Source organism: Lacticaseibacillus styriensis (assembly GCF_030770295.1).
Lineage (GTDB): Bacteria > Bacillota > Bacilli > Lactobacillales > Lactobacillaceae > Lacticaseibacillus > Lacticaseibacillus casei.
Genome location: NZ_CP132483.1, coordinates 1892314 through 1907053, shown reverse-complemented (window position 1 = coordinate 1907053; position 14740 = coordinate 1892314). Strand labels below are relative to the sequence as shown.

Here is a 14740-nt window from a genome sequence, read left to right as displayed (position 1 = left end):
GGTTCTATCATGAAGGCTGATGCACCTGATGATTTACGGTTAAATCCGAAACAGTTCGCCAATCTTGTTGTGGGGTCACACCAAGTACCGGACGACAAAGATCCGGAAGCCATTGTCAAACGAAAACTGACGCTTTATCTCACTGCTTATTACTTAGCAGAGCGGTTTAATGAGTTGCAGCAAGAAACATTAGATCACGCTCCGTCACGGGAAAACTTTCACCAACTGTTGAAAAAGTTGGAAGATGAGCGCTTTCAGGATTGGTAGACTAACACAGAAAAACGTCTCTGTATTAGTCTATTGTGAAATAAGTATCAATTGAAAAACGTTCTTTTTCAATCGTTACAATCGTATCATTTAAAAATGCCTCCGTTGACTTAAAACCGAATTTTAAGCAAATGAAGGCGTTTTCTTTTTCTTGAAAATTTTAGTTTTCCCTTAACCGTACAATTGTTCTTTTGGTGTTCTAAAGAAGCGAAATCGGCCTTTTCGTGACAGAAATCACGTATCATGTGGATAGCGACAAAAACTTATGAAAAGAGGTTGGGACTATGTTACTCACCGTCATTGCTTACGCCATGATTATTGTTTTCATGTACGTCATCATGACCAAGAAGCTCTCACCATTCACTTCTTTAGTGATGATCCCGCTGCTGTTTGCAATTATTGCAATGGTGGCAGGCGTGGCGAAGAAAGGGACGATCGGCGATTTTGTGTTGAAGGGTCTGACAACGACCGCTAACACAGGGATCATGCTCTTATTCGCTATTCTGTATTTTTCCATTATGCTCGACGCCGGTCTGTTCGATCCGATTACAGCCCGGATGATCAAGATCGCGAAAGGCGACCCGATGAAAGTGCTTATGGCAACCGCGATTGTTGCGATGGCAGTTTCACTTAACGGGGATGGCACTACAACGACCTTGATCTGCTGCTCGGCATTTATTCCGATTTATAAGAAACTCAACATGAATATGATGAACCTCGGTGTTTTGATTATTTTGCAAAATACGATCATGAACCTGCTGCCTTGGGGAGGACCAACTGCTCGGGCCATGGCAGTTTTGAAGGTTGATGCCGATATTTTGACGTATTTATTGCCAGGTATGATTCTGGCCTTGGCTTATGTTGTTTTCTACGTTGCACCGCACATGGGTCGCGCAGAACGGAAACGCTTGGGTGTTCGGGAATTAACCGATGAAGAAATCGATGAGATGACGTCAGTGGTTGATCCTGAAGTTTCCGAAATTCGCCGTCCAAATATGTTTGCTTTTAACGGCATTCTGACCATTGTGCTCATTGCCTGGTTGGTGGCAAGTTCCTTTATTAAGGCAATTGCAATGCCACCGCTTTTGCTCTTCTTGGTTGGTACCTGTATTGCATTGATGGCTAACTATCCTAAGTTAGGCGACCAAAGCAAGCGAATTGGTGCTAACGGCGGCGATGCCGTGCAAGTTGTTATTCTGGTTTTTGCTGCCGGGGTCTTCATGGGCTTATTCCAAGGAACCGGGATGGCCGAAGCACTTGCCAAGAGTTTCACCGCGATTATCCCAAGTTCCATGGCTGGCTTCTGGGGATTGGTTATTGCGTTGATTTCCGCACCAGGGACCTTCTTCTTAAGTAACGACGGCTTCTACTTCGGCGTTATGCCGGTGCTGGCAACTGCGGGACGTGCATACGGCTTTACCAATATGCAGATGGCTTTAGCTTCATTAATGGGGCAAGCATTCCACTTGCTTTCACCGTTAGTTGCTTTCATTTATCTATTGCTCCGGCTCACCGGTTTGGACATGGGTAAGTGGCAACGCGAAGCCGGAAAATATGCATTAGGCGTTTTCGCAATCTTCGTGGTAACCGTTATGCTCTTCGGCCACGTACCATTCTATCTACCACAAAAATAAGCACCAATTCAAAAAGACACCGAAAAGCCAATCGTGATTGGCTTTTCCCCGTATTATAAGATTGATAAGAACCAGAAAATGCATGACGATAACGCTTGATTCGGCATTTAACAACGCCGGCTCATGCTTACATTAACGCGTTTGCTGGTGCAGAAGCTTACCTGTAAGGGACCCCGTCGTAACACGTCAAAAGGCCACTTACTCCCGGCTTTTACCCGCACCGGCTCACGCTTAGGGGGTGTGAAAATGTTTAAATGGTTGCATCGGCGAAAACAACCGCAAACGCCAGTTGAATCGGCGCCGGTTAAATCGGTGAATGCTGATGAAGCAGCTCAGGCGCATGAATGGGAAGAAGTACCCAATTATCTGGAAGTTGATCCAGCTAACGAATTAACTGCCAGTTTGATCGCTGCTGCCGTTACTGCGGACACAGCGCCTGATGCCAAACTTGTGCTTAAACATTTGTATGTTGAAAATCCCGAGGCCAAACGGGTTGGCTTGATTGCCAGCGCGATTGCGGCGGGGGATGGTCATGGGCATTATGTGGTCAAGTCAATTAAGAAAAAGGTGGACTGAAAAAGATGTTGAGAAAATTCAAGATCACGATCGATGGGAAAACCTATCTGGTCGAAATGGAAGAAATCGGCGGTACGCCAGCAGCACCGGCCGCACCAGCAGCACCTGCTGCTCCAGCTGCGTCAAGTGCCCCGGCACCAGCAGCGCCAACGCCTGAACCGGCGTCGGCACCTGCTGCTCCGGCTACCCCGAGTGGTGAGGGAGAAGTCGTAACGGCACCTATGCCTGGCACTGTCACCAAGATTCTGGTTAAAGCCGGTGATGCTGTCACCGAAAACCAACCGCTGATGATTCTCGAAGCCATGAAAATGGAAAACGAAATTGTGGCACCCAAAGCCGGTACTGTTGGCGAGATCATCGCAACGCTGAATCAAAATGTAAACTCGGGTGATGGACTGATCAGCATTATTTAACAAGTAAAGAGGAGGGAAGTGAAGGTATGGAAGCGCTCATTCACGGAATCACGACCATTACGCTAGGCCAAATTGCAATGATGCTGATCGGTGCGCTCTTGATGTATCTGGGTATTAAGAAAGAATACGAACCAACGTTATTGGTTCCGATGGGATTGGGCGCCATTTTGGTGAACTTCCCCGGAACCGGGGTTTTAACCCAGGTTGTTGGCGGCACTAAGACGGAAGGGGTGTTGGATGTCCTGTTCAAAGCCGGCATCAACACCGAACTTTTCCCATTACTGATTTTCATTGGGATCGGCGCCATGATCGACTTTGGTCCGTTGTTACAAAATCCATTTATGTTACTTTTCGGGGCTGCCGCTCAATTCGGTATTTTCGCCACCGTCTTCGTTGCCGTTTTCTTCGGCTTCAACATTAAAGAGGCGGCGTCAATCGGGATCATTGGTGCAGCAGACGGCCCAACATCCATTTTCGTCTCTAACCAGCTGGCACCGAATTTACTGGGGGCCATTACGGTCGCGGCGTATTCGTACATGGCGTTGGTGCCAATCATTCAACCGATGGCAATCAAAGCAGTCACGACGAAGCATGAACGTCGCATCCGGATGACCTATCGCGCAGAAGGGGTTTCCAAGACAACCAAAATTCTGTTCCCGATTATCATCACCATCATCGCTGGATTTATTGCTCCGATTTCCCTGCCATTAGTAGGGTTCCTGATGTTCGGCAACTTGCTCAGGGAATGTGGCGTGTTGGATCGATTGTCCAACACCGCGCAAAACGAGCTGGTCAACATTGTCTCGATCCTGTTAGGGCTGACGATTTCCGTTAAATTACAAGCGGATCAGTTCCTCAATATTCAAACATTGATGATCATTGCGTTTGGGCTTTTCGCCTTCATCATGGATTCGGTCGGCGGCGTCCTTTTCGCCAAGCTATTGAATCTGTTCCGCAAAGAAAAGATCAACCCGATGATCGGTGCGGCAGGCATCTCGGCCTTTCCGATGTCAAGCCGGGTCATTCAGAAGATGGCGACGGATGAAGATCCGCAGAACTTTGTATTGATGTATGCCGTTGGGGCCAATGTTTCCGGTCAAATCGGTTCGGTTATTGCTGGCGGTCTCTTGCTGTCATTCTTTGGTGCTTAACATCAATGCACCTGTCAGTTGAGAAGTCTGAACACCCTTGGGAGGTTTTGCGTTATGAAATTTGATCCGACTGCTGTTGAACAGGCTGGTGAATTGATGCTGGTAGGTATGGGCGGCGTGTTTATTGTTTTATTCATCATCTACATTGTCGCCAAACTATTGCTTAAATTTGCACCAGCCAAAAAAGCGGCAAAATAAAATGGCGACGTTAAAGCGCATTTGGTTCGATTTGAACCCGCAGGCCGCTGAAGCCTGGCAGACGTTGCTGGTTGATGCTGGCTTGACTCCGGATCGCCAAGTCGATTATACAGTTGGCATTTTTGAAGGAGACGACTTGCTGGCGACGGGTTCGTTGTCAGGCAATATTATCAAAGAAGTGGCAATTTCACCCACAGCTCAACATGAGAATCTGTTGGCGCAAATTATTCAGGCCTTGCTCGATCGGCTGGATGATGAAGCCATCACGCGTAGCTTTGTTTATACCAAACCGAGCACGCTGAAGTTTTTCCAGTCACTGGGATTTAAACAGCTGGCGGCCACCGACTCAGTGGTTTTATTGGAACGGGGCTATCCTAACTTTGCCGATTATACCAAGCTGCTGGAAGAATCTCGCCAATCGGGAAAGCCTGTTGCAGCCATTGTGATGAATGCGAATCCGGTCACCCGCGGCCACGCCTATTTAATCGAACAAGCAGCAAAGAATAATGCAGTTGTTTACGTTTTTGTCTTATCAGCTGAACGATCGATGTTCACGGCAACAGAGCGTCTGGCCTTAGTCAAAAAGGTGGCAGCACGCTGGTCCAACGTGGTGGTTTTGCCGACACAGGACTACATGGTCTCCAGTACCACGTTTCCAAGTTACTTTCTCAAGGATCGGGCAGATGCGGCGATTGCGACCGCGCAAGCCGGACTAGACGCGGCACTTTTTAAACAACGCATTGCCCCGATTCTTGGCATCACCCGGCGATATGTTGGCGAAGAACCGCTTTCGCCGGTCACGGCGATTTACAATCAGCAATTGGCAGCGACTTTTGCTGATGACATTGAATTAATTGTGGTGCCGCGTTTGACGATTGGCGGTTCGGTGGTCAGCGCCACCCGTGTTCGTGCCGCGATCAAGCACCATGACTGGGCCACGGTCGAACAAATGGTTTATCCGGAGGTTTATACAGAAATAAAGGAGCGATCAACTCATGAAAATTAATCATCCCGCAACGGCTGGGACATTAGAGTCAAGTGATATCCAAATCACGCTGGCCCCTGCCGATAGCGGCACCACGATCCAACTGCAAAGCAGTGTTGAAAAGCAGTTTGGCGAGCAGATCCGTGCCGTGATCGCAGCAACTTTGACAAAATTGGGTATCGAAGGGGTTGCGGTAGAAGCAAACGATAAAGGTGCTTTGGATTGTACCATCAAAGCACGGACCATTGCGGCAGCCTACCGTGCAGCGGATAACAAGACATTTGACTGGGAGGAGATCAACGCATGGATAAATTAAGAAGAACCATGATGTTTGTCCCAGGGGCTAACCCGGGAATGTTACGCGATGCCCCCATTTACGGTGCGGATGCCATCATGTTTGATCTTGAAGATGCCGTTTCATTAAAAGAAAAAGATACGGCCCGGATGTTGGTGTACTCAGCTTTGAAAACTTTTGACTATAGCAGTGTTGAAACGGTTGTCCGGGTCAATGCACTCGATGCTGGTGGCGATCAGGATATCGAAGCGATGGTACTTGGCGGCATTAATGTGATCCGGTTACCAAAGACGGAAACCGCGCAGGATATTCGCGATGTCGATGCCGTGATCACGGCAGTTGAAGAAAAATACGGCATTGAAGTCGGCACCACGCATATGATGGCTGCGATTGAATCCGCAGAAGGCGTTTTGAATGCCCGTGAAATTGCGCAGGCGTCGTCACGCATGATCGGTATTGCGTTGGGTGCGGAGGACTATCTAACCAGCCAGCACACGCACCGTTCTGCTGATGGGGCGGAATTGTCTTTTGCCCGTAACTATATTCTGCATGCAGCTAGAGAAGCCGGCATTTCTGCTATTGATACGGTTTACACGCAAGTCGATAACGAAGAGGGTTTGCGCCATGAAACCGAGTTAATCAAACAACTTGGATTTGACGGTAAATCAGTCATCAATCCGCGGCAAATTCCAGTGATCAACAGTGTCTTTGCTCCGGCGTTGGCTGAAGTACAAAAAGCCCGCGAAATTGTTGCCGGCTTGAAAGAAGCCGAAGCTAAAGGGGCCGGCGTTGTCTCTGTCAATGGTCAAATGGTTGATAAGCCAGTGGTCGAACGGGCTCAATATACGATTGCGCTCGCTAAGGCATCAGGAATGGAGGTAGACTGATGGTCAAGAATAAGCTTAATCGTGAGATCCCGGCGCCATACGCCGATCAGTATGGGGTTTATGGTGGCGAGTTTGCCAATATTCGGCCTTATGATGAACACGCGCGCCACATCAAGCCGGTGAAGCCCGATCATAGTAAATTGGTTGCTTCGATTCACGATGCCATTGTGGCCACTGGCTTAAAAGACGGCATGACTATTTCATTTCATCACCATTTTCGCGAAGGCGATTATGTGATGAACATGGTCATGGCAGAAATTGCCAAAATGGGAATTAAGAATCTCTCGATTGCCCCAAGTTCAATTGCCAACGTGCACGAACCGCTTATCGAACACATTAAGAATGGCGTGGTCACCAACATCACCAGTTCTGGCTTGCGTGACAAAGTCGGTGCAGCGATTTCCAGCGGTATCATGGAAAATCCGGTTGTGATCCGGTCCCATGGTGGTCGGGCGCGGGCAATTGCACGCGGTGATATTCACATTGACGTGGCTTTCCTCGGTGCACCAAGCAGTGATGAATACGGTAACATCAATGGCACTAAAGGAAAAGCAACTTGTGGTTCCTTAGGTTATGCCATGATTGATGCCAAGTATGCCGATCAAGTCGTTGCCATTACCGATAGTCTGGTTCCTTACCCGAATACACCGATCAGCATTCCACAAACCGATGTTGATTATGTGGTTCAGGTTGATTCTATTGGTGATCCAACCGGCATTGCCAAAGGGGCGACCCGCTTTACCAAGAATCCTAAAGAATTAAAAATTGCGGAATATGCCGCAGAAGTAATTACCAAGTCTGCTTACTTTAAAAATGGTTTTTCCTTCCAAACCGGCACAGGTGGCTCATCACTTGCCGTTGCCCGTTTCTTGCGGGAAGCGATGCTGAAGCAAGACATTAAAGCAAGCTTTGCACTAGGTGGGATTACCAATTCCATGGTTGAACTTTTGAAAGAAGGACTTGTTGAAAAAATCATCGATGTCCAAGACTTTGACCATCCTTCAGCGGTCTCGCTTGGAGAAAACGCCGATCATTACGAAATCGATGCCAATATGTATGCTTCGCCACTGAGCAAAGGTGCGGTGATTAATCAGCTTGATATCGCGATTTTATCAGCGCTGGAAATCGACACTGATTTTAATGTCAACGTCATTACCGGCTCTGACGGGATTATTCGCGGAGCATCAGGCGGTCATAGTGATACAAGTGCTGCCTGCAAAATGAGTATGGTCATTGCGCCATTGGTTCGGGGCCGGATTCCAACGATCGTCGAAAGTGTCAATACGGTGGTGACACCAGGCGCCAGCGTTGATGTCGTGGTCACCGAAGTCGGGGTGGCGATCAACCCAGATCGGCCAGACTTGATTGAAATGTTCAAGCAATTGAAAGTGCCACAATTTTCGATTGAAGCGCTTAAAGAAATGGCATACAAGATTACCGGAACGCCGGAACCGATTCAATATGGTGACAAGGTCGTTGCGTTGATCGAATATCGGGATGGTACCTTGATCGATGTGGTCCACAATGTTTAAGTTGTCAGTTTTAGACGGTCCACAAGTTGATCTCGGACAAATGCTCGCAGCTAAAGATGCCAGGATCGTCAAGGAACGTGAATGGTTGACCGCTCATCCCGAAACCGTTTTGTTGCATGTGACTTTGCGAATTCCAGGTCCGGTTAAGACTGGCCAGCGAGTGGTCGCAGTCTTTTCGGCAGCGATGCAAGCGCTAGAGGATCAACTGGGTGAAGCAGTGCAGGAAAGCCAAATCGAAACCTTGGCAACTGGCCCCGAAGCTTATTTAGCAGTTCAGCTGTCACCGATTACCTTGAAGCGACTGATGGTCGGTTTTGAGCAGCAACAGCGTTTTTGCGATCTGCTAGATTTGGACGTGGTGACGTTAAAAGACGGGCAACTGCATCAGATTTCGCGCGCTGATCTTGACGTGCCACCGCGCACCTGCTTGGTTTGCGGCGGGGATGCCAAGGTCTGTGCTCGATCACGGCGGCACGGCCTGCCGGAAGTTCAAAAAGTGGTCGAAACAATCATAAAGGAGGGTTGGACCACACATGGCTAAACAAAAAGTCCAATTTATGGAAACCGTCTTGCGTGACGGTCAGCAGAGTCTGATTGCCACGCGGATGCCGTTAAGCGACATTCTGCCAATTTTAGGCAAAATGGATGCTGCCGGCTATCATTCGTTAGAAATGTGGGGTGGGGCCACTTTTGATGCCTGCCTCCGTTACTTGAACGAAGACCCGTGGGAGCGTCTACGCAAGATTCGTCAAGCCGTGAAGCACACTAAGCTGCAGATGCTGTTGCGCGGTCAAAATTTACTTGGTTATAAAAATTACGCCGATGATGTTGTCACCGATTTTGTCACAAAATCGGTTGAAAACGGCATTGATATTATTCGGATCTTTGATGCCTTAAATGACACGCGTAACTTAAAGACCGCGCTTGAAGCCACCAAAAATGCGGGTGGCCACGCACAGCTGGCAATTAGTTATACCACCAGCGAGTTCCACACGGTTGATTACTTCATCAAATTAGCCAAGGAAATGGCAGATATGGGTGCCGATTCGATTGCGATCAAAGATATGGCAGGCATTTTGACGCCACAGAAAGCTTTTGATCTCGTGACCGGCATTAAGCAGGAGATCACCGTGCCGCTTGAGGTGCATACGCATGCAACCGCGGGCATGGCTGAAATGACGTATCTCGAATCCGTGCGCGCAGGAGCCGACATCATTGATACCGCCGTTTCCCCATTTGCCGGCGGTACCAGTCAGCCAGCGACTGAATCAATGCTGGTTGCTTTGCAGGATCTCGGTTATCCGACCGACGTCAAGCTGGATACAGTGAGTGACATTGCCAATTATTTTGCCCCGATTCGTGATCGATTCCGCGATTCCGGACAGCTAAATCCGCGGGTCAAGGATGTTGAACCGAAGTCATTGATTTATCAAGTGCCAGGCGGGATGTTGTCTAACTTGCTGGCTCAACTCAAGGATCAAGGGCAGGAATCCTTATACGGGGATGTTTTAAAAGAAGTGCCTCGCGTCCGCGCCGACTTAGGGTACCCACCGCTGGTAACGCCATTATCACAAATGGTCGGCACCCAGAGCTTGATGAATGTCATGAGCGGTGAGCGTTATAAGTTGATTCCAAAAGAAATCAAAGACTATGTACGCGGTTTATATGGCCGCCCGCCTGTACCGATTTCTCCGGAAATGACCAAGAAAATCATTGGTGATGCGTCGATCGTGACGACACGTCCGGCTGATTTAATCGAGCCGCAGATGCCGGGATTCCGTAAAGCGATCGCCAAATACGCTCATTCAGAAGAAGACGTTTTGAGCTATGCTTTGTTCCCTGATCAGGCGAAAGACTTTTTAGGTCGGCGTGAAGATCCATTCTACGATGTTCCGGTTCAAACAGTTGATTTGACGTTTGATCCTACCCATAACTGAGTTTCATGACCTGTGCCTTTTTGCGGATAAATCGATTTTCGCTGGAAGAAACATGGGTCAAGCCGTTAACCGACTAGTTAACGGCTTTTTTTGGTATAATGGCCCTCAGGACGAGGGGGAACGAACGATGAATGAAGTGGTGCCAGCCGTTAAGAAAAATTTGGATCTTTCACAGAACCGGCCGATTAAAGAAGCGGTTTACGAAGCGTTGCGCAAAACCATCTTGCTGGGTGAAATACCCAGCGGTGAACGGATTAACGAGAAGAATCTATCCGAAAATCTCAATATCAGTCGTACACCTATTCGTTATGCGCTCGAGCGTCTGGATGAAGAGGACCTGGTCGAACGCAAGACCGGTATTGGCGTTGTTGTGAAGGGTATTTCGATTAATGATGCTTACGAGATTTTTGACATTCGCAAGGAATTGGATGTTTTAGCGATTCGTAAGGCGATGCGGCTGATGACGCCTGATCAATTTAAGCAGATGCGGGCGCTTTTGGAGGAGACGGATCGTTTAAACGATGCGGGACGAGTGTCGGAAGTCATGGCGAAATTTACGGAATTTAACAACTTTATTTATGATGCGAGTCACATGTTGCGGTTGAAAATGATTGTCAATCAGCTGCAAAATTATTTGATTTATTTTCGCGATATTAGTATTAATGGTGATGATCGGCGTAATTTAGCGATTCAGGAGCATTGGCTGCTTTATCGCGGCATGTTAAATCGTGATGATGATCAGATCAAGCTCATCACTCGGGAACATCTCGAACACTCATTGCAATATATTCTAAAAGTCATGAAGGCCAAACACATTGAATGAACAACTTATCGCTCAAGCAGCGGTGAACAGTTTACATGCGGAAGTGCTGCTTGCGCCCAAGCCAGGTTTAGTCGATCCCGAGTCTAACGGGGCCCACCGGGATATGGATGTTACGACATTTGAGGCCAGTATTGATGCATTGGAGCCTTACTTCACACAATACTTGCGTGCTGGTCTGGCAGCTAAAACAGTGCCACAACTTTATCAGGAGTTGCGTACGATTGGCATGGACGCAGAAAGTGCCATGCTGACGGCAACGCACGGTGTCAATACGCATCGTGGTGCCAACTTTTCTTTTGGCTTTTTATTAGGGGCACTTGGCTGGTTGTTGCAGCAGAATTCCTTGCATGATTTGGTGGCGGCGGAATTTGCGCCGCTTTTTCCGGCAGTTGCGCAAATTGCACAAGGTGTCGCCGGCGATTTTCGCCATTTAGGTGACAAAGCGCAGCTAAGCCACGGCGAAGCTTTATATGTGAAACACGGCGTCACAGGAGTCCGTGGTGAGGCTTTGGCCGGTTATCCAACCATTCGTGAGCACATGTTGCCATATCTGCGACAGACGACGACACAGGGCGATTTGCGTTATCTGCGCTTAATGGTGCATTTGATGGCGCAAGTTGAAGATGCCAATCTTTTGCATCGCGGCGGTCCGGCCGGTTTGCGATTTGTTCAGGATGCGGCGAAGACGTTGTTGCATGTTTCCGATACGCAGTTACCCAATGCCTTGCGCACCTTGAACGCCGAAATGATCACCCTGAATCTGAGCCCGGGCGGTACGGCCGATTATCTGAGTCTGGCATACTTTTTTGACGCATTGACGCTCCTGGGAAGCCAGCCAGCGTGACCAGATTATTCAGTTTCCAAAATAAGAAGCTAAAGCATGGCACTCGTGGTAATTGCGGGCGCCGTTTTTGATTCAAACCGGAAAAGGAATCAAATCGATATGCCGAATCATGTCGATACTGATGTTTTGACCGTCAACATTGACCACATCGCTATCGCTTAATCCGGCCACTTTGCCGGTGATTGGCGGCAACATCTGGTCATTTGGTGTTTGCAAATCAAGCTGAAGGGTGACGGATTGGCCTTCAGCATACGCGCGCAACAAAATCATGCGAATATAAGGCTGCTCTTGTAAAGAAAGCGGCGGATAGGTGACACTTTCGGCCTTTGCCTGCTTTTTTAACGCTGCGGTATGGTCGGAGAGGTAATAGCCTTGCCACTTGCGCATGCCACGGTCGATATATCGATTGGCAAAAAAATCGTCGACCAACGCCGCAAACTTTTGCTCGCCGATTTTATCTTCATACGTCATTCAAATCACCTCAGAACAATATTACGAACATATGTTTGCTTTTGCAAGCTATTCGTACTATTTTTACTAAGTTACAAAAAGATGACATGCCAAAGCCTTGTAAATATTAAGATTTGTTTGCTTTGACATCTTTTTGTAACATTTAGAATGATCTGCATGCTAGACTAAAAATGTTGAAAGAAGCAAAATGCTGATCAGGTTTGAGTGGGAGTGGTTGACATGAAGAAATGGATGATGATAGCAGCAGCCTTGGTAACACTTGGCGGACTTTCCGGCGCCGCGTTTTATCAGCATCAAGTCAGTGCTAAAAGTGAGGTAAGAACGGCAGATACCGAGACGACGTCAACAAAAGCATCGACGCGTCAATCGCTGACAAGTCAGGCTAGTGTACAAGTGAGCACGCCAGCAAGTGAGAGTGAAACTAACGTGACGACCTCGGCCAAAACGGATGTGACCACTACGACCGCCAGCACCGCAACTGATGCTGTCAATTCATCTAGCGCCGCCGCGTCTTCAGCGACCAGTCAGCCCACGGTTAAAGCGCCGTTTTATATTGGCACATGGCACAATGAGCACGTGACACTGACGATTACCGGCGACCAGATGACCATTACCCAAGCAGGGGCAAACACGACTTCTGGTTACACGGCAGCACAACAGGGAAACGGCATGATTTTAACGCCGACCGATGTTGCCGCAGATCCCATTTATTTAGTGCCAGTAAACGGCGGTCTCCAGTGGGTTGCACCGGGAGCGACCACCCCACTGATACTTCGGCCATAACGCTTAAACATGAAGACATAAAAAAATCGGCTCTAGCGTCTGTGTGACGTCGGAGACGATTTTTTAATTTGGCAACTCGCCGATTTTACAAATAAAAACTTAATCTGTCGCCTTGTTGAGCGTTTTATCTTCAACGCTGGTAAAGAGATGATCATCAAGGAAGCCCTTGGTTTCAGGTAATGCGAAACTGGTGTAGTCGCGTGCATGACCGGTACCTGGCACCACATGCAATGAAATGTCGCGGCCAAACATAGCTGCCTGTTGCACGAAATGTAAGGCACTTGGCAGAGGCATTAGCTCATCTGCGGAGTTAAAGAGCAACGTTGGCCCGAGTTGGTCGGTCAAATGATTCGTTGGATTGACCGCTGTTAACAGCCGCGGATCCAGGCCGCCTAAATATGTTTGAATAAAGTACTTATAAAAAGCATCGTGGATTTCATGAATCTCAGTGAGGCCAAATTCACTTTTGGCATCAACCGAAGCTTTCACCATTTGATTTTTCTGAACCCAATTGGCAAAGTCGACAACCGGTGACCACGCAACCACGGGATAGCCGGAAGATAGGCTGTTTTGCAAAACCATGGTACCGCCTGAACTGGCACCTAACAGGCCCAGACGTTTGCGATCGAAGTCATAAGGGGAAGCAAGCAGCCAGTCGACAAAATGATCGAAATCGTTTTGCGCTGTCGGATACAAAAACTTCGGTGCTAGGCGAAAATTGGGAATCGCCACGAGATAACCGGCATTGGCAAAATATTCACCTAAATCATCTTCATTTTTTTTATCTCCACGGAACCAGCCGCCGCCGTGGGCATACACGATGGCCGCACCATTGGCATCCTCTGGCACATAAATATCAGCGGGTAAATTATGGGCCTCATCGTAAATCACATCTTTTTCTACTTGCATATTTGCCTGTTCCTCCTTATTCTTGTACATTAGTTATACTCTAACCATAGTCCCAAAAGCCGTTTGAATGCAAACTTTCCAAAAAATTCGTTCGGCTTTAAGGCGCAGAAATGCTGGTCATGACGAAGGGAAAACCATGCGATATACATTTGATTCAAAAGCGACAGCCACCACCACGGTTAAACGTCTGTTGGCCAAGCAAGGCGTCAGCCATCGCTTATTCAAAAAGATGCTGAGTGATCGGCTTCTGTGGGTGGATGGTCAGGCGGTCGGCAATATTGCGATTAACGCTGGGCAGGTCGTGCGCTTTGCGATTCCAACCACCAAAACGGTCACGCCGGAAAAGGTGCCGCTTCATGTGCTATACGAAGACGACAACTGGCTAATCGTAGCCAAGCCAGCCAACGTGACCAGTGTTCCCGGCCCGCATGCACCTAATCATAGCTTGTTAAATCGGATCGTGTGGTATTTGCAGCAACAGGGCATCACTGAACCGCAGCCAGCCATCATCACTCGGCTGGATCGCGATACTGTTGGACTTGTCCTGGCAGCCAAGCACCCTTACGCGCAAGGCCGCTTTGATCAGGCGCAACACGCAACGTTGGAAAAACAGTATGTCGCCGTTGTTAGTGGTCAGCTCACGAAATCAGAAGGCGAGATTGATGCTCCTATCGGCTTGGGGGCGGATGGGATTCACCGAATCATTACCGATGCTGGTCAACCGGCTCAAACTAGGTATAAAGTCCTGAAAATGGCAACCAACACCCTTGTTGATGTGCAATTGTTAACCGGCCGCACTCATCAAATACGCGTTCATTTTGCCAGTCTCGGTCACCCGCTCATTGGCGATCGACTTTATGGTCAACCAAGCACTTTGATTGACCATCAGGCGTTACAGGCCACGCGTTTAAGCTTTGTCGATCCATTTTCAAAAAAGCAAATTCACACAGCGCTGCCCATTCCGTCTTTGTTTGAGACGCTATTGAACGAAAAATGATGATAGGCGTGCCATTTGGCGTTTAAAAAAAGTACCTC

General features: G+C 48.3%; 18 protein-coding genes. 16 read left to right on the top strand and 2 right to left on the bottom strand.

The window, feature by feature from the left end; translation table 11 throughout:
- Positions 1–9: 9 nt before the first annotated feature.
- The 14 genes from LACSTY_RS09125 (at position 10) to citG (ending at position 11542) form a co-directional block, all read left to right on the top strand.
- Positions 10–267 (top strand): hypothetical protein, encoded by a 258-nt coding sequence (locus LACSTY_RS09125; protein ID WP_010491358.1) that lies wholly within the window; start codon positions 10–12, stop codon positions 265–267.
- Positions 268–551: 284 nt separating this feature from the next.
- Positions 552–1901 (top strand): CitMHS family transporter, encoded by a 1350-nt coding sequence (locus LACSTY_RS09120; protein WP_010491356.1) that lies wholly within the window; start codon positions 552–554, stop codon positions 1899–1901.
- A gap of 246 nt (positions 1902–2147) precedes the next feature.
- Entirely contained in the window at positions 2148–2477 is a 330-nt protein-coding gene (locus LACSTY_RS09115; RefSeq protein WP_087912400.1) for a hypothetical protein, read from the top strand.
- 5 nt (positions 2478–2482) lie between these two features.
- Positions 2483–2890: an acetyl-CoA carboxylase biotin carboxyl carrier protein subunit gene (locus LACSTY_RS09110; protein WP_087912399.1), complete on the top strand. Its 408-nt coding sequence runs from the start codon at positions 2483–2485 to the stop codon at positions 2888–2890.
- Between the two features lie 26 nt (positions 2891–2916).
- Positions 2917–4041, top strand: a complete 1125-nt coding sequence (locus tag LACSTY_RS09105; RefSeq protein WP_039639198.1) for a sodium ion-translocating decarboxylase subunit beta — start codon at positions 2917–2919, stop codon at positions 4039–4041.
- 54 nt (positions 4042–4095) lie between these two features.
- A complete protein-coding gene (locus LACSTY_RS09100; RefSeq protein ID WP_049172589.1) occupies positions 4096–4239 on the top strand; it encodes an OadG family protein in 144 nt (47 codons plus the stop codon).
- Between the two features lies 1 nt (position 4240).
- The gene (gene citC, locus LACSTY_RS09095; protein WP_087912398.1) at positions 4241–5245 is read left to right on the top strand and encodes a [citrate (pro-3S)-lyase] ligase; all 1005 of its coding nucleotides are present in this window, start codon (positions 4241–4243) and stop codon (positions 5243–5245) included.
- Entirely contained in the window at positions 5235–5540 is a 306-nt protein-coding gene (gene citD / locus LACSTY_RS09090; protein ID WP_032958725.1) for a citrate lyase acyl carrier protein, read from the top strand. Before citC ends, citD begins: the two co-directional genes overlap by 11 nt.
- Positions 5528–6406 (top strand): aldolase/citrate lyase family protein, encoded by an 879-nt coding sequence (locus LACSTY_RS09085; RefSeq protein ID WP_010491347.1) that lies wholly within the window; start codon positions 5528–5530, stop codon positions 6404–6406. Before citD ends, LACSTY_RS09085 begins: the two co-directional genes overlap by 13 nt.
- Positions 6406–7938, top strand: coding sequence for a citrate lyase subunit alpha (gene citF / locus LACSTY_RS09080; RefSeq protein ID WP_087912397.1), 1533 nt, complete (start codon positions 6406–6408; stop codon positions 7936–7938). The genes LACSTY_RS09085 and citF overlap by 1 nt, the downstream gene beginning before the upstream one ends.
- Positions 7931–8479: a citrate lyase holo-[acyl-carrier protein] synthase gene (gene citX / locus LACSTY_RS09075; protein ID WP_087912396.1), complete on the top strand. Its 549-nt coding sequence runs from the start codon at positions 7931–7933 to the stop codon at positions 8477–8479. Before citF ends, citX begins: the two co-directional genes overlap by 8 nt.
- Positions 8472–9875 (top strand): oxaloacetate decarboxylase subunit alpha, encoded by a 1404-nt coding sequence (locus LACSTY_RS09070; RefSeq protein ID WP_087912395.1) that lies wholly within the window; start codon positions 8472–8474, stop codon positions 9873–9875. The genes citX and LACSTY_RS09070 overlap by 8 nt, the downstream gene beginning before the upstream one ends.
- A 127-nt stretch (positions 9876–10002) precedes the next feature.
- On the top strand, positions 10003–10698 hold the full coding sequence (locus LACSTY_RS09065) for a GntR family transcriptional regulator (protein WP_010491343.1): 696 nt from the start codon (positions 10003–10005) through the stop codon (positions 10696–10698).
- Positions 10691–11542, top strand: coding sequence for a triphosphoribosyl-dephospho-CoA synthase CitG (gene citG, locus LACSTY_RS09060; RefSeq protein WP_087912394.1), 852 nt, complete (start codon positions 10691–10693; stop codon positions 11540–11542). The genes LACSTY_RS09065 and citG overlap by 8 nt, the downstream gene beginning before the upstream one ends.
- Positions 11543–11614: 72 nt before the next feature.
- On the opposite strand, the gene LACSTY_RS09055 is transcribed toward citG, so the two are convergent.
- A complete protein-coding gene (locus LACSTY_RS09055) occupies positions 11615–12013 on the bottom strand; it encodes a phage infection protein (RefSeq protein WP_087912393.1) in 399 nt (132 codons plus the stop codon).
- Between the two features lie 219 nt (positions 12014–12232).
- Here LACSTY_RS09055 and LACSTY_RS09050 point away from each other — a divergent pair, with 219 nt between their 5' ends.
- The gene (locus LACSTY_RS09050) at positions 12233–12796 is read left to right on the top strand and encodes a hypothetical protein (RefSeq protein WP_087912392.1); all 564 of its coding nucleotides are present in this window, start codon (positions 12233–12235) and stop codon (positions 12794–12796) included.
- A 99-nt stretch (positions 12797–12895) separates the two neighbouring features.
- Here the strand turns inward: LACSTY_RS09050 and LACSTY_RS09045 are convergent, their stop codons facing one another.
- On the bottom strand, positions 12896–13705 hold the full coding sequence (locus LACSTY_RS09045; protein ID WP_025013108.1) for an alpha/beta hydrolase: 810 nt from the start codon (positions 13703–13705) through the stop codon (positions 12896–12898).
- 136 nt (positions 13706–13841) lie between these two features.
- Between LACSTY_RS09045 and LACSTY_RS09040 the strand changes: the two genes are divergently transcribed.
- Complete coding sequence (locus tag LACSTY_RS09040; protein ID WP_087912391.1) at positions 13842–14702, top strand: RluA family pseudouridine synthase; 861 nt, start codon at positions 13842–13844, stop codon at positions 14700–14702.
- The last annotated feature ends 38 nt before the right edge of the window (positions 14703–14740 follow it).